This is a genomic window from Parabacteroides sp. AT13, from assembly GCF_002272965.1.
GTDB classification, from domain to species: Bacteria; Bacteroidota; Bacteroidia; order Bacteroidales; family Tannerellaceae; genus Parabacteroides; species Parabacteroides distasonis.
The window spans coordinates 898,032-924,186 of record NZ_NQMH01000002.1 but is presented as its reverse complement, the minus strand read 5'-3'; the positions used below and the strand labels follow the sequence as shown (position 1 = coordinate 924,186).

20 protein-coding genes and 1 pseudogene are annotated in these 26,155 nt (G+C 45.2%); 17 read left to right on the top strand and 4 right to left on the bottom strand.

Annotation, left to right across the window (positions count from 1 at the left end; genetic code table 11):
• Positions 1-37: 37 nt before the first annotated feature.
• The 3 genes from CI959_RS18250 (at position 38) to CI959_RS18240 (ending at position 2,454) form a co-directional block, all read left to right on the top strand.
• Complete coding sequence (locus tag CI959_RS18250; RefSeq protein ID WP_255223125.1) at positions 38-556, top strand: hypothetical protein; 519 nt, start codon at positions 38-40, stop codon at positions 554-556.
• 255 nt (positions 557-811) lie between these two features.
• Positions 812-2,044: a site-specific integrase gene (locus CI959_RS18245; protein WP_061447512.1), complete on the top strand. Its 1,233-nt coding sequence runs from the start codon at positions 812-814 to the stop codon at positions 2,042-2,044.
• 17 nt (positions 2,045-2,061) lie between these two features.
• Complete coding sequence (locus tag CI959_RS18240) at positions 2,062-2,454, top strand: hypothetical protein (protein ID WP_061447513.1); 393 nt, start codon at positions 2,062-2,064, stop codon at positions 2,452-2,454.
• Between the two features lie 167 nt (positions 2,455-2,621).
• Here CI959_RS18240 and CI959_RS21610 read toward each other — a convergent pair whose 3' ends face one another.
• Positions 2,622-3,014: a hypothetical protein gene (locus CI959_RS21610; RefSeq protein ID WP_176471229.1), complete on the bottom strand. Its 393-nt coding sequence runs from the start codon at positions 3,012-3,014 to the stop codon at positions 2,622-2,624.
• Positions 3,015-3,047: 33 nt separating this feature from the next.
• Here CI959_RS21610 and mobV point away from each other — a divergent pair, with 33 nt between their 5' ends.
• The 6 genes from mobV (at position 3,048) to CI959_RS18195 (ending at position 11,544) form a co-directional block, all read left to right on the top strand.
• Positions 3,048-4,415 carry a MobV family relaxase gene (gene mobV / locus CI959_RS18230; protein ID WP_095231508.1) on the top strand — a complete coding sequence of 456 codons (1,368 nt, stop codon included), beginning with the start codon at positions 3,048-3,050 and terminating at the stop codon, positions 4,413-4,415.
• Positions 4,416-4,585: 170 nt separating this feature from the next.
• On the top strand, positions 4,586-5,752 hold the full coding sequence (locus tag CI959_RS18225; protein ID WP_061447515.1) for a clostripain-related cysteine peptidase: 1,167 nt from the start codon (positions 4,586-4,588) through the stop codon (positions 5,750-5,752).
• Between the two features lie 806 nt (positions 5,753-6,558).
• The gene (locus CI959_RS18210) at positions 6,559-7,164 is read left to right on the top strand and encodes a rhomboid family intramembrane serine protease (RefSeq protein ID WP_005857219.1); all 606 of its coding nucleotides are present in this window, start codon (positions 6,559-6,561) and stop codon (positions 7,162-7,164) included.
• A 98-nt stretch (positions 7,165-7,262) separates the two neighbouring features.
• On the top strand, positions 7,263-8,711 hold the full coding sequence (locus CI959_RS18205) for a hypothetical protein (RefSeq protein WP_005857217.1): 1,449 nt from the start codon (positions 7,263-7,265) through the stop codon (positions 8,709-8,711).
• On the top strand, positions 8,683-10,014 hold the full coding sequence (locus tag CI959_RS18200; RefSeq protein WP_057317688.1) for a GDSL-type esterase/lipase family protein: 1,332 nt from the start codon (positions 8,683-8,685) through the stop codon (positions 10,012-10,014). Before CI959_RS18205 ends, CI959_RS18200 begins: the two co-directional genes overlap by 29 nt.
• 9 nt (positions 10,015-10,023) lie before the next feature.
• Positions 10,024-11,544, top strand: a complete 1,521-nt coding sequence (locus tag CI959_RS18195; RefSeq protein ID WP_057317687.1) for an MBOAT family protein — start codon at positions 10,024-10,026, stop codon at positions 11,542-11,544.
• A gap of 236 nt (positions 11,545-11,780) precedes the next feature.
• Here the strand turns inward: CI959_RS18195 and CI959_RS18190 are convergent, their stop codons facing one another.
• Both CI959_RS18190 and CI959_RS18185 read right to left on the bottom strand, forming a co-directional pair.
• On the bottom strand, positions 11,781-13,076 hold the full coding sequence (locus CI959_RS18190; RefSeq protein ID WP_009275127.1) for a mechanosensitive ion channel family protein: 1,296 nt from the start codon (positions 13,074-13,076) through the stop codon (positions 11,781-11,783).
• Positions 13,077-13,145: 69 nt separating this feature from the next.
• Positions 13,146-14,315 carry a mechanosensitive ion channel family protein gene (locus CI959_RS18185; RefSeq protein ID WP_008779815.1) on the bottom strand — a complete coding sequence of 390 codons (1,170 nt, stop codon included), beginning with the start codon at positions 14,313-14,315 and terminating at the stop codon, positions 13,146-13,148.
• Positions 14,316-14,457: 142 nt separating this feature from the next.
• Between CI959_RS18185 and CI959_RS18180 the strand changes: the two genes are divergently transcribed.
• The 8 genes and pseudogenes from CI959_RS18180 to hisB all read left to right on the top strand — a co-directional run bounded on the left by CI959_RS18180 (position 14,458) and on the right by hisB (position 25,065).
• On the top strand, positions 14,458-17,307 hold the full coding sequence (locus CI959_RS18180; protein ID WP_005857207.1) for a pitrilysin family protein: 2,850 nt from the start codon (positions 14,458-14,460) through the stop codon (positions 17,305-17,307).
• Positions 17,307-17,762 carry a DUF4268 domain-containing protein gene (locus CI959_RS18175; RefSeq protein ID WP_005857205.1) on the top strand — a complete coding sequence of 152 codons (456 nt, stop codon included), beginning with the start codon at positions 17,307-17,309 and terminating at the stop codon, positions 17,760-17,762. The genes CI959_RS18180 and CI959_RS18175 overlap by 1 nt, the downstream gene beginning before the upstream one ends.
• Before the next feature lie 9 nt (positions 17,763-17,771).
• Entirely contained in the window at positions 17,772-20,300 is a 2,529-nt protein-coding gene (locus tag CI959_RS18170) for a M1 family aminopeptidase (RefSeq protein ID WP_057317686.1), read from the top strand.
• Between the two features lie 126 nt (positions 20,301-20,426).
• Positions 20,427-20,520, top strand: a pseudogene (locus CI959_RS21605) (addiction module toxin RelE); the annotation flags it as partial.
• 244 nt (positions 20,521-20,764) lie between these two features.
• Positions 20,765-21,616, top strand: a complete 852-nt coding sequence (gene hisG / locus CI959_RS18165) for an ATP phosphoribosyltransferase (protein ID WP_008779818.1) — start codon at positions 20,765-20,767, stop codon at positions 21,614-21,616.
• 1 nt (position 21,617) lies between these two features.
• Positions 21,618-22,898 carry a histidinol dehydrogenase gene (gene hisD / locus CI959_RS18160; protein ID WP_057317685.1) on the top strand — a complete coding sequence of 427 codons (1,281 nt, stop codon included), beginning with the start codon at positions 21,618-21,620 and terminating at the stop codon, positions 22,896-22,898.
• Positions 22,895-23,932 (top strand): histidinol-phosphate transaminase, encoded by a 1,038-nt coding sequence (gene hisC / locus CI959_RS18155; protein ID WP_005857193.1) that lies wholly within the window; start codon positions 22,895-22,897, stop codon positions 23,930-23,932. The genes hisD and hisC overlap by 4 nt, the downstream gene beginning before the upstream one ends.
• Complete coding sequence (hisB, locus tag CI959_RS18150) at positions 23,929-25,065, top strand: bifunctional histidinol-phosphatase/imidazoleglycerol-phosphate dehydratase HisB (protein ID WP_008772239.1); 1,137 nt, start codon at positions 23,929-23,931, stop codon at positions 25,063-25,065. Before hisC ends, hisB begins: the two co-directional genes overlap by 4 nt.
• A gap of 130 nt (positions 25,066-25,195) precedes the next feature.
• On the opposite strand, the gene cysK is transcribed toward hisB, so the two are convergent.
• Positions 25,196-26,143 carry a cysteine synthase A gene (cysK, locus tag CI959_RS18145; protein ID WP_034526981.1) on the bottom strand — a complete coding sequence of 316 codons (948 nt, stop codon included), beginning with the start codon at positions 26,141-26,143 and terminating at the stop codon, positions 25,196-25,198.
• Positions 26,144-26,155 lie beyond the last annotated feature (12 nt).

Genomic DNA, 26,155 nt, shown 5'->3' with positions numbered 1-26,155 from the left:
AATCTTTGTATCTTTGGCGAAAAAATATAAGGATAGTATGTGGGAAAGAATGTTTGATCTGGTACTTGGATTAAAGAAAGAACATAGATTAATGATAGTTATAACATTGATTTATGCGGTGACCCTCTTTGGTATTACTGTAGATGTAGAAGCGATGGAGAATTGGCTGCAATTAGTGGGGTATACCATACGTACTTTATGTATTGCTTGTATTATACAGCTTAGTGTGTTCTTTTTGACAAATATTTTTTGGAAGGAACTAAACAGAGGCTTGAATAAAACATTTGTTGTTATTAGTGGTAATGTGTTGTCTTTAGCTTTCTTACTTTTCCCTTTTTCTATATCATATATAGATATGACTGCTGAAAGTATGAAATTGAGTTCTTTGAATACAGAAAGAAATAGAATTGATAGTATGGTCCGGTACTATGAGAATTTAAAAAGTCTAGATTCTTCTTTTTCAGAGAATCTAGATTCTTTAATATTGGAAGAAAAGAAAACATTGATTCGGGTTATAAAAGAGATTGACTTAAAGCAATTTAAAATAAACACATAGCGAAAAAGTAAATTTGGGCAAAGCGTAGCGAATTAGCTGATAGAGCGTTCGTTACGCTTTGTTTTTCTATGAGGCAGAGCCAACGAAATGCAACCTCAAAGCCAAACGGTGCAGAAGTTCAGTTACCACCTCGTTACTCCCATAACGGGTGCAAATTTCTTGCTAAAAGGTTCTTTTTCTGCGTTTTGCGTTGATTTACATAGCTGTCGGTAACTCACTAAGAACTAATTTTGTAACCAAAAAAAGGAGTGAGTTATGCGAAGTACATTCAAGGTATTATTTTACGTGAAGAAAGGCAGCGAGAAGCCGAACGGCAACCTGCCTCTGATGTGCCGTATCACGGTGGACGGCGAGATTAAACAGTTCAGTTGCAAGATGGACGTTCCCCCACGCTTGTGGGACGTGAAGAACAACCGTGCTTCGGGCAAGAGCGTCGAAGCGCAGAGAATCAACCTTGCGGTAGATAAAATCCGTGTGGAGGTAAACCGCCGCTATCAAGAGTTGATGCAGACGGACGGTTATGTTACCGCCGCCAAACTCAAAGACGCCTATCTCGGTATCGGCATCAAGCAGGAAACCTTGCTGAAGCTGTTCGAGCAGCACAACGCCGAGTTTGAGAAGAAAGTCGGGCACAGCAGGGCGCAAGGTACGTTTACCCGTTATCGGACGGTCTGCAACCATATTCGGGAGTTTTTGCCCCATACCTACAAGCGTGAGGATATTCCGTTAAAGGAACTCAACCTCACGTTCATCAACGATTTCGAGTATTTTTTGCGCACGGAGAAGAAATGCCGCACCAATACCGTGTGGGGCTACATGATTGTGTTGAAACACATCGTTTCCATTGCGAGGAACGACGGGCGTTTGCCGTTCAATCCCTTTGCCGGATATATCAACTCTCCCGAAAGCGTGGATAGGGGCTACCTCACCCAAACGGAAATACAGACGCTCATGAACGCACCCATGAAGAATGCCACCCATGAACTTGTACGGGACTTGTTCGTCTTTTCGGTGTTCACGGGTTTGGCGTATTCGGACGTGAAGAACCTCACCGCCGACCGCCTGCAAACATTCTTCGACGGCAACCTTTGGATAATCACCCGAAGAAAGAAGACCAACACCGAATCGAACATCCGCCTTTTGGACGTTCCCAAGCGTATCATCGAGAAGTACAAGGGGCTGGCAAGGGACGGTCATGTTTTCCCCGTTCCGAGCAACGGAAGTTGCAACAAAATACTCAAAGAGATAGGCATACAATGCGGTTTCAAGGTGCGCTTGACCTATCATGTTGCACGCCACACGAACGCCACGACCGTGCTTCTGTCGCACGGCGTACCCATCGAAACCGTAAGCCGCCTTTTGGGACACACTAACATAAAGACCACCCAAATTTACGCCAAAATCACCGCCCAAAAGATAAGCCAAGACATGGAAACCTTGTCGCACAAGTTGGAGGACATGGAGAAGAATATCTGCCGAGCCATCTAATTAAAAACAGAATACCGATGAAAGAAGAAAGGAATATTATCACGATGGACGGGCAGGGCAATATCTTCCAGCCGAGCGATATAGGCGCAACCGCCATGACCGAGTGGGAAATCTGCGAACTGTTCGGGGTTATCGCCCCGACGGTTCGGGCAGGGATAAAGGCACTCTGCAAAAGCGGAGGTTTGAATATATATGACATAAAGCGCATTATCCGCATATCGGACAGATACAGCGCGGAGGTTTACAACCTCGAAACGATAGCCGCCCTCGCTTTCCGTATCGAATCGTTCGGGGCGGCGAAAGTCCGCAAGGCATTATTAGAGAGGATTATACACGGGAGAAAAGAGAAAACGACGGTATTCGTGTTGGTTGTTTCGGACGGCAAGCCCAACAGCCGTTGGCAAGCATGATGATATACCAACATATCAACATACCAACATGCAAACGTACCAGCATACCAACATGCAAATCTATCACTATGGTGATATATATTGCAGGTTCTATTCCTCTTTTCAGAGGAAAGCGGAGCAATCATTTCCGTTTACAAAGGCAAAGCAAGCACGGGGCTTTATGTCGGCTAAAAGGTCAGGCGGCTGCGCCGTTTCCCGATAAATCTTCCTCTCGCTTCGCTGCGAGCGTATTTATCGGGAAAACCTTGTATCCGACCGCCCCGTGCAAAAGAGCCTTTGAAAACGGAAACGACCGCCCCGCCACCCACCGACCGAAAGGAAAAAAATAAGGTGGGGTTACGGGCAAGCAGGCGGCAGGGACAGCCATAGCCGAAAGGCAGACGGGCAGACGGACGGCACGCCGCAGGGTATTTACGAAGAAAATACCGTAGCTTATTAGGGAATTTTCCGAGCCGCAATACTACGTATCGCTGAAAATTCCCCAATAAGGCAAGGGGCAAGCCCCTCTGCACACCCCATCGGGGACGGCATTTGCCGCCCCCGAAGATACAAAAAATCATTGTTTCACAAGCCAAAAAAGAAAGGAAAAATATATGGGTTTCGTAGTTTTACACATGGAAAAGGCGCACGGCAGCGACAGCGGAACGACCGCACATATCGAGCGTTTCATCATACCGAAGAACGCCGACCCCACACGCACGTATTTAAACCGCAGGCTCATCGACTACCCCGACGGGGTGAAAGACCGTTCGGCGGCTATACAGCAGAGATTAGAAGAAGCGGGGCTGACACGCAAAATCGGAAGCAACCAAGTACGGGCAATCCGCATCAACGTGTCGGGAACGCACGAGGACATGAAGCGGATAGAGGAAGAGGGGCGTTTGGACGAGTGGTGCGCCGACAATCTGAAATACTTCGCCGACACGTTCGGAAAGGAGAACATCGTGGCGGCTCACCTGCACTTGGACGAGGAAACGCCGCACATACACGTTACGCTCGTTCCCATCGTCAAGGGAGAGCGAAAGCGCAGGAAAAGGGAGGAACAGACGAAGAAGCGATACCGCAAGAAGCCGACCGACACCGTGAGGCTGTGCGCAGACGATATTATGACACGGCTGAAATTGAAGTCCTACCAAGATACCTATGCCGAAGCGATGGCAAAATATGGGCTGCAAAGGGGCATAGACGGCTCGAAGGCTCGCCACAAGTCCACGCAGCAGTATTATCGGGATATACAGAAACTCGCCGACAACCTCAAAGCGGAAGTGGTGGATTTGCAACAGCAGAAAGAAACGGCACGGGAGGAATTAAGGCAAGCGAAAAAAGAGATACAGACCGAGAAGCTGAAAGGGGCGGCAACCACCGCAGCCGCCAACATCGCCGAGAGCGTCGGTTCTCTTTTCGGCAGTAACAAGGTCAAGACACTGGAAAGGGAGAACACCGCCCTGTATAGGGAGGTAGCCGACCACGAGGAAACCATCGAAGCCCTGCAAGACAGAATACAGACCATGCAGGCAGACCACAGCCGACAGATGGCGGAAGTAGAACGGAAGCACCGCAGGGAGATAGCGGACAAGGAAACGAAGCACAAGCAGGAAATATCGTTTCTGAAAACGGTAATCGCAAAGGCGGCGGCATGGTTTCCCTATTTCCGTGAAATGCTCCGTATCGAAAACCTATGCCGCCTTGTGGGATTCGATGAAAGGCAGACCGCAACGCTCGTCAAGGGAAAGCCGTTGGAGTATGCAGGGGAACTCTATTCGGAAGAACACGGACGGAAATTCACGACCGAAAAGGCGGGGTTTCAAGTCGTGAAAGACCCCACGGACGGGACGAGACTGGTTCTTGCCATTGACCGAAAGCCCATTGCCGAGTGGTTCAAGGAACAGTTCGACAAGCTAAGGCAGAATATTCGCCGACCTATACAACCGCAAAGGAAAAGCAGAGGAATGAAGATATAACCGTTTATCTTGCTGGAAAACAATAAAAAAGTGCCGTTCATGATGTCTTATGAATGGCACTTTTCGCTATATTTGCACCTAAAAGTATATCGGGAGCTATGCCGGATACGTGACGAGCAAAAAACTTTCGGAAAAATACACGTGAATACGGAACTATAAATCAAAATAATATGAGAATAAAAAAAATATTGCCTTTTATACTATTGGTATTCTTATTTATTTCATGTGAAAAAGAAGACTTTGAAATAGAAACCAATAATCAAAGAACAGTTTTTATGTATCTCCCATGGTCAACAAATCTGACAAGTTATTTTTATAATAACATTTCTGATATGGAAGAAGCTATACAAGAAAAAGGATTAGAGAATGAAAGAATTATAGTGTTTTTATCTACAAGCCCTTCTGAATCGGAGATGTTTGAAATAACTTTAAATAACGGTTCGTGTAAAAGGACTATCTTAAAAGAATATGTAAATCCTTCTTTTACCACAGAAGCTGGTTTGACAGAGATTCTCGGAGATATGAAAACATTTGCTCCTGCTGAAAGTTATTCAATGATTATCGGTTGTCACGGCACGGGCTGGCTTCCTGTTGTACAAAGCCGTAGCAAAGCGAAGGAAGATTTTGTTTATCATTGGGATTTTGAGAATGTTCCTATGACACGTTTTTTTGGCGGATTAACAGCAGAATACCAAACAAACATAAGCACTCTTGCTCAAAGCTTATCTAATAACGGATTGTCAATGGAGTATATTCTATTTGATGATTGCTATATGTCATCGTTGGAAGTTGCCTATGAGTTACGCCATGTAACCAACTATATGATTGCCTGTCCAACAGAAGTGATGGTCTTTGGTATGCCATATTCCACAATAGGCAAATATCTCTTATCAGAAAAACCAGATTACAAAGCTATATGTGAGTCATTTTATCAGTTTTATTCTAACTATCAATATCCTTATGGAACGTTGGCTGTAACAGACTGCTCTTACTTGGATGAGTTGGCAGAACTAATGAAATATATTCACTCTAATTATTCTTTTGATAGTACACAAGCTATAAATATTCAGCGTATGGATGGCTACTCCCCTGTGATATTCTATGATTTCGGAGATTATGTACAGACTTTATGTGGTACAGACACAGAAATATATAATAATTTTAAAACACTATTGGAGAAAGTTATCCCTTACAAAACTCATACCAAAGAATTCTACACGGCATCAAGAGGTCCTATTACAGTTGAAAGATATTCAGGAATAACAACCTCTGAACCAAGTACAAATAGCAAGATGGTAGATTACCCAAAAACATCATGGTGCATTGACACACATTAAATTATCACTCTGAACCAAGTTGTGATATAGTCCAAAATCTCCAACGAAGTAACTATCCGTGGGGGGCTTGACCCTTGCACATATAAAAAGCAAAAAGAAAGCGTTATCGGAGTATTACACAAAAAACAGCTGGCTATTACATAATGAAACAACATACTTGACTGATTGGTACGCTTCTCCTACCATGCGGACAAATCCCGGTAACAAAATGACAAAGCGGACAATGTTCTTAACATGCCAACTTGTAAATGGGATGAATGATTTTCGTTTTTCGCAAGTTGATTTTATAAAATTGCTGCCAACAGTTCGTACTTTCGGAAAAAGATGTTATATTTGCAAATGAAAGAGTTATTTGACAGCATAGCAACGCAAAACGCTGAAATTCGCACAGTTGCCAAATCGTTACCTCTATTTCTCAAATAATTCGCTAATAGTTTATTTCTCAATCGGTTAAGTCAAACCGATAAAAATCTAAAATAGAAGAGAAACAGAAAAGATATGAAAAGCCATTAGTCTCCATCCTATTTCTTTTGCAAATATTCGGTTTTTATATATTGATTCTATATTCTTCCTATTTTGATAGGACGAATAAGGTGAATCGTGTTATCGCAGTGGAAAATATTCCTTATCGAAAGAAAGTAAGGAGCTATTTTTGCGATAAAGTTTTGAAGCCTTTGGTTTTACTGTTATCTGTTTTTCTTTGGGGATTCTTGTTTTTCCTTTGGCTTAGATAATATATACCTGATATTTGTATAAACCGGAATTTATGCTTTGCTTTGTGGCTCATCAGAAAAATAATAGAATATATGATTACTTATTTGATTATTGGAATAACAGTGGTTCTCTCTTTTATCTGTTTTAGTAATAGGGAGTTATTTATGAAATTAGCGTTTATCCCATATCGTACGATCCGGAATCATGAATATTATCGTATCGTGACACATGGATTTATCCATGCGGATATGACACATTTGCTAGTGAATATGTTCACGTTCTGGTCATTTGGTCTCTATATTGAACGAACGTTTCGATATATGGGATTCGGCAAAGGGGCTTATCTGGCTCTTTATTTCGGGGGAATGATCGTGGCTTCGCTTTATGATTTGATAAAACGACGTAATGATCCGTATTATGTCTCTATCGGTGCGTCTGGAGCGGTATCGGCGGTTCTATTTACCTCTATATTCCTTGATCCTTGGGGAAAGATCTTGTTTTTCGCCGTGCTGCCTGTCCCCGGAATCGTATTCGGCTTGCTATATCTGGCCTATTGCCAGTATATGGCGAAACAAACAGGAGATAACATAAATCATAATGCCCATTTCTACGGGGCTATTTATGGATTGATTTTCCCAATGCTGCTGGAGCCTTCGTTATTGCATCTCTTTTTGTCTCAACTTACGTTTAAGGGATGATCCACCCTGAACGGATAATTTAAGGTTATTTTTTGTCCGAAGATTATTTCCGGGTAGGTAAACTTGTCTATCTTTGTCCCCTTATAAGCAAAAGTTAGATGAACAAAGATAATAATTTGGGTAGAGTGTTAGCGTTACTGTCGCTGACGTTGTTGATGAGCTTTGGTTTATATAGCCTTCCGGATACATTGTTCGGGTATAAGATCAAAAAGGTAGATCTTTTATCGGATTTCAAGGTGAAAGAGGAAAAGCTCTCCTTGGATTCTTTGAAACAACAATTGGAACAAGCGGACACCCTTCAAGTAGATTCGGTAGCATTAAGGGATTCTATCATGCGTTCCGCCGGAATAGATTCTGCGGCTTTGGCCCTTCGTGATTCGTTATACAAAGCGGTCTATGCTGTTCAAGGGGCGGATTCGCTGGGGGCTCATATCGAGGACTATTCTCTTGGACATATCGGTTTGCAACGATTTTTCGCCGCCTTAAAAAACAGGCGGGAATTGAATCGTCCGGTACGTGTGGCCTTCCTTGGAGATTCTTTTATTGAAGGAGATATTATGGTGGCCGATTTCCGTTCCGGGATGCAGAAGGAATTTGGGGGGCGGGGTGTTGGTTTTGTACCGGTCACATCCGTAGCGGCACAGTTCCGTCCAACCGTGGAGCAACGTGCCTCCGGATGGACTACTTGGTCTATGCTGACAGATCATGAGCATGGATATACTTTATCCGGGATGATGTTCGAGGCAAACGAGGAGAACGCCTCTATCCATGTGAAGACGACTAAGCGTTATCCGGAGCTCCAGACGTTCTCTTCTTTGAAACTGATTTATGAGCAGAATAAGAATACGGAGATGCGCTTGGTTTGCAACGCTTCCGCCGATACCTTACAAGAGATGCTTCCCGCCACATCGATCGTAACCCAATACGAGTTGGAAGGGATGTTCACCGAAGCGGATTTCACTTTTAAGAATACTCCGGAGTTCCGGGCATTAGGGGTCGCTATGGAGGATCATTCAGGTGTTGTGGTCGATAATTTCTCTCTTCGGGGAAACTCGGGTATGATATTGGAGCGATTGGATGTCTCCCGTTGCCAAGCATTGAATAAGATCCGTCCGTATGACTTGATTGTCTTGCAGTATGGGTTGAATGTCGTGAGCGATAGCGTGATGAATTATGGATGGTATAGTAGCCGGATGGTAAAGGTCATTAACCATATACAACTTTGTTTTCCGGAAGCTGATATATTGATGTTGGGGGTGTCGGACAGAAGCCGTCAAGACGATGGCGAATTCGAGACGATGCCAGCCGTGTTAGCCTTGCTGCATGCGCAAAGGCAAGCTGCTAAAAAGGCAGGGGTTCCTTTCTGGAATGTATTCGGTGCCATGGGAGGAGAGAATAGTATGGTCCGTTTCGTAGAATTAAACTGGGCTAGTAAGGATTATACGCATTTAAGCTTCAGGGGTGGACGGGAGATTGCCGATGCCTTGCTGAAAGCGTTATTATCAGAAAAAGATTTTTATGATGAAGCGGAGAAAGTGGTTAATTAGTCTGGTTGTTTTAGGAGTGATCATGGGCTTCTCTGTTCCGAAACCTAAAGCCGGAATAAACGGGGATGTATCTCTTGATAGTTTGGCGGTTCGGGATACTGTAGCGTTGCCTCCTTTATCTTATTCTATGAAAGTGGGAAAAGATACGTTGATCTTACCGGATTCTAGTAAGGCGTGGAATAATTTTTTCAATGAACTGGATTCGTTGCGTGCAGGGAAAGATACGGCTATCACAATCGTCCAGTTGGGGGATTCGCATATCCAAGCCGGACATTTAAGCGGTCGTGTCATGCGCCTTTTCCAACAGGCGTTCGGGAATGCCGGACGAGGCTGGATCGCTCCTTTTAAGTTGAGCAAGACCAACGAGCCGGATGATTATTTTATCAAATCCGTCGCTAAGGATTGGATTGCCGGACGTTGTATTCAGCATGTCCGGAAAACCCCGATAGGGATCGGTGGGATCGGGATTAAGTCTGTTTCCCCCTCGATTAATCTGGATGTCGTGATAACCCCGAATAATGGTGCCGGATACGAGTTTAATGAGGCGATCTTATATAGAGGGGAGAAGTCGATGCCCATGCTTCCTGCCGGGGCTTTGAAAGACTCGGTCCAAACATTCCGTGCGGATACCGTATGTGTTCCCGGTGTATTAGCCGACACTTTCCGGATCTCCTGCTTGACCGATACTCTACAATTGCAGAGTACGAGACGGAAAGAGGGCACGAATACATTGCGTCCGGCCTCATCCTTTACGAATTTATATTATGGCCTGACACTGAAGAATGGAGGCAGGGGTATCTTATACCATTCCATCGGAGTGAATGGGGCGATGTATGTGAATTATACTGACGAGGCTTATGTACGTCAGTTGGCTTTATTAAAACCGTCCTTATTAATCATCTCTATGGGAACCAACGAGACGTTTGGCAGACGTTTTAATACCGATGAGTTTTCCGGTCAGATAGAGGCTTTCTTGGCGATCGTCAAGAAGGAGCTGCCGAATACGGCGATCTTACTGACGACTCCTCCGGAATGTTATAGGAGAGTCCGGTCGGGTAAACAGCGAACGTATGTGCGTAATGATAATACCGAGCGGGCTGCCCGTGCTATCCGGAATGTAGCGAAGAAAGAAGAGGTCGCTTGCTGGGATTTATTCACTACGACAGGAGGGAAAAACTCGTGCCGCAAATGGCATAGTTCTCGTTTGATGGGACGGGATCGGATTCACTTTACGAAAGAAGGGTATCAAGAACAAGGAACGCTTTTGTTTAGGGCGTTCATGGAATCATATAATAACCGATAAGAATTTTATATGGAATATAATATACTTAGAGATTGGCTTAGTAATCATCAATTCACGTGGGAGAAACTGGGAGATATCCTGACGTATCATCATAATGCCCCGATCTTGTTTAGTAGCGGGTTGTTCTTCTTCTTGTTTATCGGTTTCCTGATGATTTATATGTCGCTAAGGAAACATACGTTGGCTCGTATTATTTATGTGACATTGTTTTCCCTTTATTTCTATTATAAAAGTAGTGGACTTTGGTTCGGGCTGCTGGTATTTACGGCTACTTCCGATTTCTTGATAGCGCAATGTATCTCGCATACGACATCGGTATTAAAACGTAAATTATTCGTTACGCTTAGTCTCTGCATAAACCTAGGTATGCTGGGGTATTTCAAGTATTTCAATTTCCTAGGCGAACTGTTTACTATGGCCGCCGGGGGAGAATGGCTTAAGATGAACATCTTCCTTCCGGTAGGAATCTCTTTCTTTATCTTCCAGAGTATAAGCTATGTGATAGATGTTTATCGGGGACGAATCCAACCTCTCGGCCGTTGGATCGATTATGTTTTCTATGTATCGTTCTTTCCTCAACTGGTTGCCGGGCCAATCGTTCGTGCCCGGGATTTTATCCCTCAAATGTATAAGAATCCTACGGTGACGCGATCTGAGTTTGGTGAGGGATTGTTCCTTATCTTATGTGGTCTTTTCAAGAAAACGGTTATCTCGGATTATATCAGTATGAATTTCGTGGATCGTATTTTTGACGCTCCGTTGCTTTATACGGGTGTGGAGAATTTATTGGGTGTCTATGGGTATGCGCTACAGATTTATTGTGACTTCTCGGGTTATTCGGATATGGCGATCGGTATCGCTCTGTTGTTGGGATTCCGCTTTAATATAAACTTCGACTCTCCCTATCAATCGGCTACGATTACCGAGTTTTGGCGTCGTTGGCATATCTCCCTTTCCTCTTGGTTAAAAGATTATCTGTATATATCCTTAGGGGGGAACCGGAAGGGGAAGATTCGTACCTATATGAATCTGATGATAACGATGTTGCTAGGCGGGTTATGGCATGGGGCTTCCATTAGTTTCATCTTATGGGGAGCCTTACATGGTATAGCTTTGGCTGCGCATAAGTTCATTATGGGGCATTTCAGTAGCTTTAAGGCCTTAGGATGTGAGATGAAACCTTGGCGACGGGTATTAGGTGTCCTGATTACTTTCCATGTGGTTTGTTTCGGATGGATCTTGTTCCGAGCTACCTCGATGAAAGCCGTGGGAGAGATGCTGAGCCAGATCTTCACGAATTTTCATCCGGAGGTGTTCATGCAATTCGTCTCAGGATATAAAGGGGTGTTTGCGTTGATGGTGATCGGTTATGTGCTGCATTTTATGCCTAAACGCTCTGAGGATGTCTTGAGGGAAATCGTGACTCGTTCCCCTTTATTGATACAGGCCGCTATATTGGCGATAGCGATTTTCATTGTTGTTCAGTTTAAGAGTGCGGGAGTGCAGCCGTTTATTTATTTCCAATTCTAAGGGGACAAATACATATATCGGCATAGCCTCACGCCAGTATAGGCACAACCCTACACCACTAGTGCCGTAAGGCTACGCCGATACTGATTTCATAGGCAAAGTATCTTAGGTTCATTACTGAAGTATCTTAGGTTCACTGGCGAAGTATCTTAGGATCGTCGGCCGATGCACCTAAGATATTTTTTTGACATCTTAGAGTGTTCCTATCATTTCCGGAAAAACATGTACATGAGTTTCTAGAAACACTCTGAGGGTTGTGAGCCGGCGGGAAGTTTGATGATGATATTCTTCAAATCCGCCCCGGATACATTTTGGAATACGCTTAGCCCAAACTCCGGTATTACTGCAAGTACATGGTCGAATATATCCGCTTGAATTCCTTCATATTCGACCCATACCTTATTGGATGAGAAGCAATAAAGTTCGATGGGAATACCTGTATCAGTCGGTTGTAGATGCCTTACCATGCAGACTAATTCCTTACTTACTTCCGGGAGGCTTCTTAGGTAACGTACGAGATAAGCACGGAAGACACCCAGATTTGTTTGTCTACGTCCGTTCACCCAAATGGAACTATCGATATGATGTTCTTCATTATATTCATCTAATTCCTGTTCTTTTCCATCGATGTAATCCGTGATAAGAGAGATCTTACGAAATTTCTCTAGCATTTCCGGGGTACAAAAATGTACGCTGTTCATATCGATATTGATAGAGCGCTTGATACGGCGGCCCGGGGATTCGCTCATACCTCTCCAGTTTTGGAAAGCGTCGCTTACTAAGGCGTAAGGAGGGATGGTCGTAATGGTATTGTCAAAGTTTCTTACTTTCACGGCGTTCAATGTCACCTCGATAACCGTGCCGTCCGCACCATATTTACTCATCGTGATCCAGTCTCCGGCCCGGAGCATATCATTGGCGGATAATTGGATGCCGGCAACGAAACCTAAGATCGTATCCTTAAAGACCAACATCAAGATAGCGGCAGACGCACCCAATCCGGCCAGTAAAGAAACCGGGGATTTATTGATAAGAATACTGATAATCAATATCACCCCAATAAAGAAAACCGTAACCTGCAAGATCTGTATGAAGCCTTTTAACGGCTTGTTCTTAAAGGAATCTTTTTTATTATAGATCTCGTGGATCAGATTTAAGGAAGCGTTTATAAACCTTAAAGAAACCGCTATGATATAAATCTGACAAAGTTTTTGGAGTACTATTAAAATCTTCGGTGTCTCTTCGGCTGAGAAGGCGAATGGTAACAATATATAAATCAATATGGCCGGGATCATATGCATCATCTTATTGATGATCTTACGATCCACGATTAAATCATCCAGTTGATTTTTCGTCTTCCTCGCTAATCGTTTGAACATACCTAGGAAAATATACCGGCAACTATAATCGATCCCAACGGTGACGGCTATAATAAGTAATAAGATCACTATATTGTCTAGGTAACTGGAATTTTCGCTTATCAACCCCATTTGAACTAATAAATTATATACCCATTCTTGTATCTTGCTCATAAATACGATTTTAAACTTTAAGTAGACAATCCGGAGACGAAGATAGGAAAAATAATCCGAACACGTACTTTAGTCTGAATATTGATATACTTTCAATTCAAATTTAGGAATCATAGCGAAGAAATGGTCGAATATATCCGACTGGATCCGTTCATATTCTTTCCATATTTTATTCCGGGAGAAGAAATAAATCTGGACGGGAACACCATATTCCGTGGATTGAAGTTGGCTGATAATTAAATCCAAATCTTGATTTACGACAGGAAGACTTGTCAGATAACGCTCTACATATACACGGAATACTTGGGAGTTTGTAGGTACTACATCCTTATCCGGTTGGTAATCCGCTAATAAAGGAATTTCCTTGCGGAAGGTATCTAGCATCTCCGGCGTACAGAACTTGATCGTATTCAAATCGAGATAAATGGACTTCATAACCCTGCGTCCTCCAGACTCAACCATCCCGCGCCAGTTTTGGAAAGAACTATTCACTAGATTATAAGGCGGGATTGTCGAGATCGTATTATCGAAGTTCTGAACTTTCACGGTGTTTAGGGTTATTTCTTGAACAATACCGTTCGCATTGGCAGAAGGCATCGTGATCCAGTCGCCGGGGCGCAACATATCATTCGCCGAAAGCTGTATACCTGCCACGAAACCTAATATGCTATCTTTAAAGACCAACATAAGAATAGCTGCCGATGCACCTAATCCGGCGAAAAGGGTAGCCGGGGATTTATTGACGAGAATCGCTATAATGACAATGCCGCCAACGAAGAAAACAAGCACTTGTAATACTTGTATAAAACCTTTCATCGGCCTGTTTTTCATTTTCTCCTGTTGGTTAAACAAATCCAGCATCATTAAGAGAAGACCGTTGAGCGCTAACAGCAGGGAAAATATGATATAGATCGCGCAAATCTTCTGGGAAATGAATAATAATTCCTTTCCTCGGATAAAAGCCATCGGGAGCAAAACATATACTAAAATGCCGGGAATCGTATGTACGAGATAATGTACGACCTTACGTTTAATTAATAACGTATCCCATTTATAATGCGTATGCTTAACGATACTACGTACCCCTCCGACAAAAATAGCTTGGCATAAATAATCTAATCCGATAGCGACCGCCACTAGTAAGATGGCGATGATCGCCTCGTCAAATGTGTTCGCTATTTTCTCGTCTACACCCCATCCGGTGAGGACTTTGTTCATCCAACTACCTAAATTTATCATAATAATCGTTTTTTGATATAACACTACTCTTAAAAATAGGTTCAATCCTACGTTAAATTTGCCCTTTTGTTAAGATTGCTTGTAAATGTAAGCGTATTAATCCAATTGAAAAATGTATCTTTGTGAAATAATATAAACTTAAATGGATTCCATGAGATCTCTGTTGTCAACCTCAGATTTTCTACAGGTACGAGAGCATAAATTAAGTAATGATTTGACGGTATGGTTGAATGAGGACCATAGCCAACCTAAGATATTCGGAGCCGTAGTTGTAAAAGCCGGAGCTAAAGATTCCCCTAACACAGGTATCGCGCATTATTTCGAGCATATGATGTTTAAAGGAACGGATAAGATCGGGACGATCGACTATGAGTCCGAGAAAGTCTTGCTGGACATTATCGCCGAGAAATATGACGCTTTGGCGGATACCGAGGATCCCAAGATGCGTGCCCATTTGCAGCAAATCATTAACGACCTGAGCGTACGTGCCGCTGAGTATGTAATACCGAATGAGTTCGACCGGTTGATCTCTCGTTTCGGTGGTACGAAGTTGAATGCCGGGACTTCTTACGACTATACATTATATTTCAATACATTCTCTCCGCAATATATCTCCCAATGGGCCGAGATCAATAGTGAGCGTTTGGTAAATCCCGTATTTCGTCTTTTCCAGAGTGAGCTGGAGACGGTCTATGAGGAAAAGAACATGTATGGAGATACGATGGCTAGTGTCGCCATCGAGAAATTGACAGAGCGTTATTTCTATCCGCATCCGTATGCTTATCCGATTATCGGAAGTGCGGAGAACTTGAAGAATCCCCGTCTTTCGGAGATGCGCCGGTTCTTCGAGAAATACTATGTCGCTTCCAATATGGGATTGATCTTAAGCGGGGATTTCGATACGGAGGAGGTCTTGCCAATCTTGGAATCTACTTTTTCACGGATACGAAAAGGGAAGCCGCCTCACCGGGATATTGTTACATTACCGCCATTCAAGGGACGGGAGAAGGTGAGCGTACGTATTCCTATGCCTTTCGTGAAAATTATGGCATTGGGATTCCGGGGAGTTCCCGCGAATCATCCGGATCAAGTTGCGCTCAATATCGCCGTATCTTTATTGAATAACTCCAATGGTACGGGATTTTTGGATAAGCTGACGGTAGATCATAAGGTGATGGGTGCGATGGCGGTTAACCAAAGTATGAATGAGGCTGGAATATTAGGCTTGTTGGTATTTCCGAAGTTCTTTTTCCAGACCTATGCGGCAGCCGAGAAATTAGTATGGAAACAAATCAACCGCATTAAGGAGGGGGATTTTAGCGATGAGATGTTTCAAAGCTTGAAATTGGAACAGAAACGCGAATATGCCTCCAAATTGGAAGACATAAACTCAAGGGCCGAGGTGATGATGCGTATTTTCTCTCAAGGGAAAAGCTGGCAGGATTATTTGGATGAGGTTACCCGTATCGATGCCTTGTCGAGAGAAGACGTGATTGAGGTCGCCAAGAAATATTTTACGGAGAATTATATGTACGTCACGAAGAAGACCGGACGCTATCCGAAAACGATCTTACCCAAGCCGGATTATTCACCGATTATACCGAAGAACTCCGATGCTTCCTCCGCTTATGTGGAACGTCTGGAAAAGATACCCGTACAAGAATTGAAACCGCATTTTCTCGATTTTGAGAAAGACGCCGAGGTCGTATCCTTGCGTCCGCTTGTCACGTTGTATAAGACTCATAATTCCGTAAATGATATATTCTCGCTGACACTATCTTATGGAGTGGGGCAGTTGGAGCTTCGTGATCTTGATAAATTGTCCGCTTATCTACCTTTCGTAGCGACGGAATCGATGTCTTTTGAGGTCTTTCGGGGTAAATTGCAGGAACTTGGTAGTACATTGACTTTTGATTCCACGGATTCTGAGTTTCTGGTGGTGGTGAATGGTTTTGATGGGCATTTTACCCAAACAATGGCTTTGGTCGGCGATTTCTTGCGGCACGCCAAGCCAGATGACAAGAAGTTACGGCAGATTGTGGACGAGGCGAAGGTAACGGAGAAATCGTTGTTCAATTCCAGCGAGAACGTAGCCGATATGCTGTTAGAGAAAGTCAAATTTGGGGAGCAATCCCGTTATTTGACTAAATTATCGTTCGCTGAAATCAAGAAACTAAAAGGAAAGATGTTGCTGGACACTTTCAGTAAGGTACGTTCGGTCGCTTGTAACCTGCATTATTGTGGTACATTGTCTATGGAGGAGGCCGCCCGGCAGATCAAGCAGCATTTACCCTTGGAGGAGGTAAGTATTCCATCGAACTCTCCCTATATCCGTGATCTTATGACGTATGATAAGCCGACTGTCTTTTTCATGGACATGGAGGATGTCACGCAAAGCATAATCTATGCCTATATGTATATCGATCCGTTGAAGGCTAAGGAAGATCGTCCTATTTCCCGGTTGTTTAGTGCTTATTTCGGAGGGGATATGTCATCCTTGATGTTTCAGGAGATCCGTGAGTTTCGTTCGTTCGCTTATCAAGTAAATGCCCGTTTGAAACATCCTCCTTTGAATCGATCGGAGAAGCCCGCTAGTTTCGTGATGAAATTGGCTACACAGACGGATAAGATGATCGATGCGATGGAAGTGTTGGAGAATTTGGTGCATGATATGCCGGAACGTCCGGAACGGGTGGAGTCGGTGAAGCAGACGATTCGTAATTGGGTGAATAATGAATATCCTACTAGTCGCTCCCTTTCCTTGAAGATCGCCGGTTTCCGGCGTGAAGGGTACGAGAGCGATCCGAACAAGGATTATCTGGAGGTTATCGATCGGATGACTATGGAGGATATCCTTCGTTTTTATAGGGAGAATATACAAGATCATTTAATGATATATGCGATAGTCGGTAATTCAAAGAGTATGGATATGGAGAAACTCTCTAAATTCGGACAGATCGTTAAGGTAACAAAGAAAGACATTTATAGGTAATGTATAGTAAGGAGGAACTGAAGAATCTCAAATTGGAGTTTTGGGAAAGCTTCGCCGCTTTTTGTGAGGTGCAACCCTATTTGCGGGGGCGTAAGAAAATTTGGACATTATATGATACGAAGGTAAAGGGCGTTGAGTTGAAATTCGACGCGAACCGCCAAGGGGCTTACGTTATTCTTGAGGTAAACCACCGTAGCGAGGATTTACGTCTGGAAATGTTTGAGCGCCTGACTTGGTATAAAGAGACGTTGGAACAGGATTTTCCCGAAGGCTTGATCTGGGATATTTGTTTTGTCCGTGAGAATGGCCGACAAGTGGCCCGTATCTATGTAGCAAAAGAAGGATTGGATTTGCATCGGAGAGCGCATTGGGGAGATTTTTTCACTTTTATGGCTAGCCAGATGTATTTGTTGGAACGAAATTTTATGGGTATAGCAGAATACTTAAGAGAATAATTACGAGATATGAATCTAAAGGTATTTATCGGAGCTTGCGTACTGTCCGGTCTGGTTGCTTGTAGCTCTGTTAAACAAGATGAGGCCGGTTTGTCCCGGCCCGGTGTGAGCCTTGAGCTAGCTCAATTCCGGAAGGAGCATTTCTCAAATGTCCGTTATAATCTTTTCTTCTCGATCCCGGAATCTCGTGACGAGGCGATCCGGGGAAAAGTGGAGCTATCCTTGCGATTAGACGAGAAACAGCCGCTTATTATTGATTTCCGCGGAGAACCGGAGCAAGTGACCTCCGTAACCTTGAACGGAGGAGATATTCCCTATGAAGTGAAAGATGAGCATATCGTGATTGCCTCAGATTGGGTAGCGGTGGGAGAGAACCGGGTAGCGATCACTTTTACTCCGGCGGATCAATCCTTGAATCGACGGGATGAGTTCCTGTATACGTTATTGGTTCCGGACCGGGCACGTACGGTATTCCCTTGTTTTGACCAGCCGGATATGAAGTCGTTTTTTACCTTGACCTTGGAAGTTCCTTCCACTTGGCTGGCTGTGGCGAATGGCGCTATCACACAAACGGATAGTACGAGCGTCTCCGGTCGGAATCGTATTTCTTTCAAGGAGACGGAACCGCTTAGTACCTACCTGTTCTCATTCGTGGCCGGTAAACTGACTCGGGAGGTTTATTCCCGGAACGGGCGGGATATCTCTATTTATCATCGGGAGACGGATCCGAAAAAGATCGCTCAATGCCCAGCCATCGCCGACGAGGTGTTCGATGCGTTGGAATGGCAGGAAGACTTTACTGGTATTCCTTATCCTTTCGCTAAATATGACGTGATTATCTTACCCGGTTTCCAATATGGGGGTATGGAACATACGGGTGCTACTTTATATACGGATCGCCGGATGTTTCTGGATGAGCATCCTACCTTAAATGAGCGATTGAGTCGGAGTTCCTTGATCGCACATGAAACCTCTCATATGTGGTTTGGCGATTATGTAACGATGAAATGGTTTGATGATGTATGGACAAAAGAGGTTTTCGCTAATTATTTTGCTTCCCGTATCGTAGAACCTTTATATCCGGACGTGAATCACCGGTTGAATTTTATTCGGGATTATATTCCCGCATCTTATTCGGAAGACCGTACGTCAGGTGCGAATCCGATCAAGCAAGATTTGGATAATTTGCGGAACGCCGGTTTGGTATATGGTAATATCATCTATGATAAATCTCCCGTGGTTATGGAAATGTTGGTACGTGTTCTGGGAGAAGAGGCTTTCCAGCAGGGAATCCGTGAGTACTTGACTACTTATGCGTATGGGAACGCTACGTGGGAGGGCTTGATCCGTATCTTGAATAAATATACGGAAGAGGATCTGGCCGCTTGGAGTGAGGTGTGGGTGAATCAGAAGGGTATGCCGGAGATTACGGCTTCGGTTAAGGACGGCGAGTTGGTCGTAGAGCAGCGTGATCCGTTGGGCCGGGGTTTAAAATGGCCGCAAGAATTAACCTATCGGGTGATCTGTGGAACGGATTCGGAAGAAATCCCGGTTTCTCTCGAAGGAAACTCTGATTCCTTCCGAATGAAATTAAGTTTTCTTCCGAATGGAAATTGTGTCATTCTTCCGAATACAAATGGGCGTGGCTATGGCTTCTTTAAAATAACAGAGGGGGAGTCTTCCGGTCTATGGTCTGTGCTTCGCTTATCGGAAGATGAGGTGTTGAAGGGATCTTTGCTGATTACCCTTTATGAGAATCTTCGTTGGAAAACGATTTCTCCACAAGGGTTCCGTGATGAAATGTTAGCGTATTTACCGAATGAGTCTAATTCTTTATTGTTCTCGATGGCTTTAAGCTATTTAGGAGATTGCCAGCGGATATTCCCGTCGGATTCTCGTCCGTTGGAAGAGGCCTTGTGGAGGATCGTGACAACGAATCCCGTATCCCAACATCGCTTGCAGGCGTTTCGTTTGTATCGTTCGATAGCGGATTCGGAGGAGGCGGTACAACGTCTGTATACGTTATGGCAGGAACGGAAAGCTCCGAAAGATTGCGCATTGAGCGAGAGTGATTATATTGGCTTGTCCTATATATTGGCGATACATTTGCCGGAAAAAGCGGATAAGATTATCGCTACGCAATTATCCCGCATACAGAATCCGGACCGGAAGAAGGAGTATCAATTTATCTCCCCATCCGTATCGCCCCGCAAGGCGGAACGTGACAGTGTCTTCGCTTCCTTGTTGATCGCCGGGAATCGTAGGGTGGAGCCATGGGCCTCTTCCGCTCTCGCTAATTTGAACCATCGCCTACGAGAACAAGAGTCGGTCGCTTATATCCGTCCGGCCTTGGAAGCGATGCCGGAAGTACAGCGGACTGGCGATATCTTTTTCCCCACCGCTTGGGTTCGCTCCTTGCTTTCCGCCCATACATCGAAGGAAGCTCGGGAAGAAGTTGATGCGTTTTTTACCGCGCATCCGGACTTCCCCTTGATGCTTTCCAATAAGATTAAGCAGCAAGCGAGTCATTTGTATTAAAGTAAATCATTATATTTGTCCTTGAGAACGAATTAATAAGAAAGGAGCATTTGTATGACGGCAATGGAACTAAAATGCCTAAAGATGGATTTGGTCGAAGAATTGTTAAGCATCGATGAGACAGAGATCAACTTGCTCTAACATCTACGACAAAGCAGAACGTGAATCTATAAGCTTGAAAGAGATAGAAGAGTTGCTTCGTAAGAACGGATTGAAGTAATATCGATATTGTGATAATATTTTGTCAGAAATATTTGTTCTTTCAATTATTATTGTAACTTTGCGACGTAAATAACAAAAGAAATGAAAATAACGACTACATTATATCACCATCATCATTACAGCGGGCAATAGTTCGGTGGGCTGAATGGTATGTATGTACTCATGATAAAAAGATAAAGGCTTGCCGTTTTGCGGTAAGCCTTTTTTTGTTGATATTTATAATATAAAAATAAGATATAGTTATGTTGAGAATTGCGGTACAATCGAAAGGCCGTCTGTACGACGAGACCATGATGTTGCTTGAAGAAGCAGGTATTAAACTAAACAGGGGCAAACGCATCCTGTTATTATCGGCAAAAGGTTTTCCGGTAGAGGTATTATTCCTTCGTGATGATGATATTCCTCAGTCTGTAGCTAACGGTGTGGCGGATATTGGTATTGTCGGAGAGAACGAGTACGTGGAGAAAGGGCAAGAGGCGAAATTGATCAAGCGTCTGGGCTTTAGTAAGTGCCGTCTATCCTTAGCGATCCCCAAAGATGAGGAGTATAAGGGGGCTGAGTGGTTTGAGGGAAAAACGATCGCTACTTCCTATCCCGCGATCCTACGGTCTTTCTTGGAGGAGAGAGGCGTGAAGGCGGATATTCATGTAATCAGCGGCTCCGTGGAAATCGCCCCGGGCATTGGCTTGGCGGACGCTATCTTTGATATCGTAAGCTCCGGTAGCACTTTGGTGAGCAATCAATTGAGAGAAGTGGAGGTGGTCCTTCCTTGTGAGGCTTTATTGATTGCCAACAATAATCTATCCAAAGAGAAACTGGAGATCTTGGATGAGCTTCTATTCCGCTTTGAAGCGATTCAAGTCGCCGAGGGCAAGAAGTACGTGTTGCTGAACGCTCCGAAAGAAAAGCTGGATGAGATTATCGAGGTGCTTCCCGGTATGAAGAGCCCGACCATCACGCCTTTGGCGAACGATGAATGGGTCTCTGTTCAATCCGTGATCGCCGAGAAGCATTTCTGGGAAATTATTGGTAAACTAAAATCATTGGGGGCTGAAGGCATCTTAGTGCTTCCGATCGAGAAAATGATTGTATAATATGGAGATTATAAAATATCCCGGACGTGAGGAATGGAGCTCACTAATCAAACGTCCCGCGTTGGATGTAACCACCTTGTTCGATACGGTCCGTACGGTATTGGACGAGGTACGTGAGCAGGGTGACATCGCCGTAAAAGCGTATGAGGAAAAGTTTGATAAGGTGCAGCTTTCTTCCCTTCAAGTCTCGGAAGAGGAGATGCGGGAAGCGGATGCCTTGGTCGCTGAGGACTTGAAACAGGCGATCCGTACGGCAAAGGCGAATATCGAGAAGTTCCATGCCTCGCAGCGTTTCGAGGGAAAGAAAGTGGAGACTACCCCGGGAGTCACTTGTTGGCAGAAAGCGGTAGCGATTGAGAAAGTCGGTTTATATATTCCGGGCGGAACGGCGCCTTTGTTTTCCACGGTATTGATGTTGGCAGTGCCCGCACGTATCGCCGGCTGCAAGGAGATCGTATTATGTACGCCACCGAACCGGGAAGGGAAAGTACATCCCGCTATCCTGTTCGCCGCAGAGGTCGCAGGTGTAAGTAAGATATTCAAGGCTGGAGGAATCCAAGCGATAGCGGCGATGGCCTATGGGACGGAATCGGTCCCCAAGGTGTATAAGATCTTTGGCCCCGGTAATCAATACGTGACGGCGGCAAAGCAATTAGTAAGCCTGAAAGAGGTCGCCATTGATATGCCCGCCGGACCATCCGAGGTAGAGGTGATCGCGGACGAGACGGCGAATCCCGATTTTATCGCCGCCGATTTCCTCTCGCAGGCCGAGCATGGAGTGGATAGCCAAGCGATCCTCGTAACCGCTTCGGAAACGATCGTGGAACCCGTGGCCCGTGCCATCCAAGAGCAACTCGATCGTTTGCCTCGAAAGGAAATTACCGAGAAATCATTAGCGCACAGCCGTATCATCGTATTGAAAGATTCGCGGGAAGTCGTAGACTTCACGAACCAATACGCTCCCGAACACTTGATTATCCAGACGGCGGATTACACCGCTATCGCGGAGCGAATCGAGAACGCCGGCAGTGTCTTTATGGGTCCATATACTCCGGAAAGCGCAGGCGATTATGCTTCCGGCACGAATCATACCTTGCCGACCAACGGCTATGCCAAGGCATATAGCGGCGTGAACTTGGATAGTTTCATCAAGAAGATCACTTTCCAAGAGATCACTTCCGATGGTATCCGTGCCTTGGGTAGTACGATCCAAACCATGGCGGCCAACGAGCAGCTGGATGCTCACCGCAACGCAGTAACAATTAGATTGAACACGATATGAAAGACCTAAAAGATTTAGTAAGACCGAATGTCTGGAATTTGAAACCGTATTCATCCGCACGTGATGAGTTTCATGGGGATGCCTCCGTTTTTCTGGACGCGAATGAGAATCCGTGGAATATGCCGTATAACCGTTATCCCGATCCCTTGCAGTGGAAATTGAAGGATCGTCTGGCCGTGTTGAAAGGCGTGGACCGTAGCTCGATCTTCTTGGGCAATGGCAGTGACGAGGCCATCGATCTGGTGATCCGTGCTTTTTGCGAGCCGGGGTTGGATAGTGTAGTGACGATCTCGCCGTCGTATGGCATGTATGAGGTGGCAGCGAATGTAAATAACGTGGAATGCCGTAAGGTTTCTTTGGACGAAAACTTTGATTTGGATGCGGAAGCCGTATTGGAATCGGCGGACGAGTGGACAAAAGTGATCTTCCTATGTTCTCCGAATAACCCTAGTGGCAACAGTCTGGATCGTGGCTCGATCTATAAGATCTTGAAGAATTATGAGGGAATCGTGGTGATCGATGAGGCTTATATCGACTTCTCCGCTTATCCCTCTTTCTTGAAGGAATTATCCGGGTTCCCGAATCTGATCGTTCTTCAAACCTTGTCGAAAGCGTGGGGAGCGGCGGGTATTCGTTTGGGTATGGCATTCGCCTCTCCGGAGATTATCGGTGTCTTGAATAAGATCAAATATCCGTATAACGTCAACCAGCTTACACAGGAGAAAGCTTTGGAGCTCTTGAACGACGAGGCGACCATGAAGCACCAAGTGAACGAGATCCTCACGGAGCGTAACCGGCTGGAGAAGATCCTGTCCGAGCCTCCTTTCTCCTATCAAGTATATCCTTCGGACGCTAATTTCTTGTTGGTGAATGTCGCCAAGGCGGATGCCATGTATAATGGGCTCGTGAAGAAAGGGATCGTAGTGCGTAACCGTAGTAACGTGCAGAAATGCCGGGGTTGCCTTCGTATTACGATCGGTACGCCGAAAGAGAATGATAGCTTATTGAACGCGATGAAAAACATGAAATTATGAGCACGAGGAAAAGAGCGTTGTTTATCGACCGGGACGGCACGCTTGTAAAAGAGCCGCCCGTAGATTATCAATTGGATAGCTTGGAGAAACTAGAGTTTGTCCCGAAGGTGATGCGTAACCTCTATTTCATTCGTGAGCGGTTGGATTTCGAGTTCGTGATGGTCTCCAACCAAGATGGGCTGGGTACGCCCTCTTTCCCGGAGGAGACTTTCTGGCCTGCCCATAACTTGATCCTAAAAACACTGGAAGGCGAGGGGATCGTGTTTGATGATATATTGATCGATCCTTCCTTTCCCGAGGATAATTCTCCGAATCGTAAGCCTCGTACGGGAATGCTTACGAAATATATGACAGGTGAATACGATCTGGAGAATAGCTTTGTGATCGGAGACCGCCTTACGGATATGGAGTTGGCCCATAATCTGGGCGCTAAAGGTATCTGGTTGCGCCCGGAGGAGGGAGCAGAGAGTGAGTTGGCGGCTTACGCTACTTCATTGTCTCCCGCCTATATCACGGATGATTGGGATAAAATCACCGAGTATCTGTTTGCTGGCGAGCGTCGTGCTGTCGTACGGCGTGCCACGAAGGAGACGGATATTTATGTGGACTGGAATCTGGATGGAACCGGAAAGACATCGATCTCTACCGGGCTTGGTTTCTTCGATCATATGTTGGACCAGATCGGTAAGCATTCCGGTACGGACCTGACGGTACGGGTAAAAGGCGACTTGGAAGTCGATGAGCATCATACGATAGAGGACACGGCGATCGCCCTTGGCGAGGCCATGCTGAAAGCGCTGGGTGATAAGCGAGGGATCGAGCGTTATGGGTATTGCCTTCCGATGGACGATTGCTTGTGTAGCGTGGCGCTGGATTTCGGTGGCCGTCCTTGGTTGGTTTGGGACGCTGAGTTCCACCGTGAGAAAGTAGGGGATATGCCTACGGAGATGTTCCTCCATTTCTTCAAGAGCTTGAGCGACGCTGCCCGCATGAATTTGAATATCCGTGCCGAGGGTACGAACGAGCATCATAAGATAGAAGGTATCTTCAAGGCTTTGGCCCGCTCGATCAAGATGGCGATCCGACGAGATATTTATCGGTTTGAGCTACCGAGTACGAAAGGGCTCTTGTAATCTGTAAAAAACACTACTGTATTTGTGCACGAATACAGTAGTGTTTTAGTCTGAATACTATTGTGTTTATCCACAAACACTATAGTGTTTTCGACTCAGATTCTATGACATCAGATAAACCGATAAAAGCCTATAGAGGATATTCCTCGAAAGCATATAGAACCGTGGAGAGATACCTTTCTCCTGTGTCCGGAAGCAACGCCACGATCGTTTTTCCCTCATTCTCCGGAAGTTTAGCTAGTTCCACGGCGGCGTATACGGCGGCTCCGGAAGATATTCCTACCAGCAACCCTTCCTTCCCGGCCAGTTCCCGGCTGGTACGGATCGCATCATCGTTCGTTACTTGCAGGATCTTGTCAACTACCTCCCCGTTGTAGGTCTTGGGGATAAAGCCGGCTCCGATGCCCTGTATCTTGTGCGGGCCGGGCTTGCCTCCGGAAAGTACCGGTGAATCGCTAGGCTCTACCGCTACGATTTGTACGTTCGGGTTGTGAGCTTTCAATCCGGCACCGACACCGCTGACCGTGCCTCCGGTTCCTACGCCGGCTACAAACAGATCGACTTTACCATCCGTATCACGCCAGATCTCTTCGGCGGTCGTACGGATATGTACGGCCGGGTTAGCGGGATTCTCGAATTGTTGTAGGATGATGGAACCGGGAGTCGCATCACGCAGTTCCTCCGCTTTGGCGATGGCTCCTTTCATGCCTTCCGCCCCGGGGGTGAGGACGAGCTGGGCACCTAACGCTTTCAATAAGTTACGACGCTCGGCACTCATGGTATCCGGCATGGTCAGGATTAATTTGTAGCCTTTCGAGGCGGAGACAAAAGCGAGTCCGACTCCGGTATTACCGCTGGTCGGTTCGATAATGGTAGCGCCGGGTCTCAACAAGCCTTTAGCCTCGGCGTCCTCGATCATCGCCAAGGCGATGCGGTCTTTTACGCTACCAGCCGGGTTGAAATATTCCAGCTTGCCGATTACTTGGGCTTTAAGGCCCTTGCTCGCGTTGAAATTAGAGAACTCCAACAGGGGAGTGTTGCCGACAAGGTCGGTCAGTTGTCTTGCTATTCTTGCCATATACAAATGAAT

Bases quoted from the DNA above. Each gene is read 5' to 3' on its own strand.
- CI959_RS18250 (WP_255223125.1), top strand. From the start codon at position 38: ATGTGGGAAAGAATGTTTGATCTGGTACTTGGATTAAAGAAAGAACAT.
- CI959_RS18245 (WP_061447512.1), top strand. From the start codon at position 812: ATGCGAAGTACATTCAAGGTATTATTTTACGTGAAGAAAGGCAGCGAG.
- CI959_RS18240 (WP_061447513.1), top strand. From the start codon at position 2,062: ATGAAAGAAGAAAGGAATATTATCACGATGGACGGGCAGGGCAATATC.
- CI959_RS21610 (WP_176471229.1), bottom strand. From the start codon at position 3,014: ATGATTTTTTGTATCTTCGGGGGCGGCAAATGCCGTCCCCGATGGGGT.
- mobV (WP_095231508.1), top strand. From the start codon at position 3,048: ATGGGTTTCGTAGTTTTACACATGGAAAAGGCGCACGGCAGCGACAGC.
- CI959_RS18225 (WP_061447515.1), top strand. From the start codon at position 4,586: ATGAGAATAAAAAAAATATTGCCTTTTATACTATTGGTATTCTTATTT.
- CI959_RS18210 (WP_005857219.1), top strand. From the start codon at position 6,559: ATGATTACTTATTTGATTATTGGAATAACAGTGGTTCTCTCTTTTATC.
- CI959_RS18205 (WP_005857217.1), top strand. From the start codon at position 7,263: ATGAACAAAGATAATAATTTGGGTAGAGTGTTAGCGTTACTGTCGCTG.
- CI959_RS18200 (WP_057317688.1), top strand. From the start codon at position 8,683: ATGATGAAGCGGAGAAAGTGGTTAATTAGTCTGGTTGTTTTAGGAGTG.
- CI959_RS18195 (WP_057317687.1), top strand. From the start codon at position 10,024: ATGGAATATAATATACTTAGAGATTGGCTTAGTAATCATCAATTCACG.
- CI959_RS18190 (WP_009275127.1), bottom strand. From the start codon at position 13,076: ATGAGCAAGATACAAGAATGGGTATATAATTTATTAGTTCAAATGGGG.
- CI959_RS18185 (WP_008779815.1), bottom strand. From the start codon at position 14,315: ATGATAAATTTAGGTAGTTGGATGAACAAAGTCCTCACCGGATGGGGT.
- CI959_RS18180 (WP_005857207.1), top strand. From the start codon at position 14,458: ATGGATTCCATGAGATCTCTGTTGTCAACCTCAGATTTTCTACAGGTA.
- CI959_RS18175 (WP_005857205.1), top strand. From the start codon at position 17,307: ATGTATAGTAAGGAGGAACTGAAGAATCTCAAATTGGAGTTTTGGGAA.
- CI959_RS18170 (WP_057317686.1), top strand. From the start codon at position 17,772: ATGAATCTAAAGGTATTTATCGGAGCTTGCGTACTGTCCGGTCTGGTT.
- hisG (WP_008779818.1), top strand. From the start codon at position 20,765: ATGTTGAGAATTGCGGTACAATCGAAAGGCCGTCTGTACGACGAGACC.
- hisD (WP_057317685.1), top strand. From the start codon at position 21,618: ATGGAGATTATAAAATATCCCGGACGTGAGGAATGGAGCTCACTAATC.
- hisC (WP_005857193.1), top strand. From the start codon at position 22,895: ATGAAAGACCTAAAAGATTTAGTAAGACCGAATGTCTGGAATTTGAAA.
- hisB (WP_008772239.1), top strand. From the start codon at position 23,929: ATGAGCACGAGGAAAAGAGCGTTGTTTATCGACCGGGACGGCACGCTT.
- cysK (WP_034526981.1), bottom strand. From the start codon at position 26,143: ATGGCAAGAATAGCAAGACAACTGACCGACCTTGTCGGCAACACTCCC.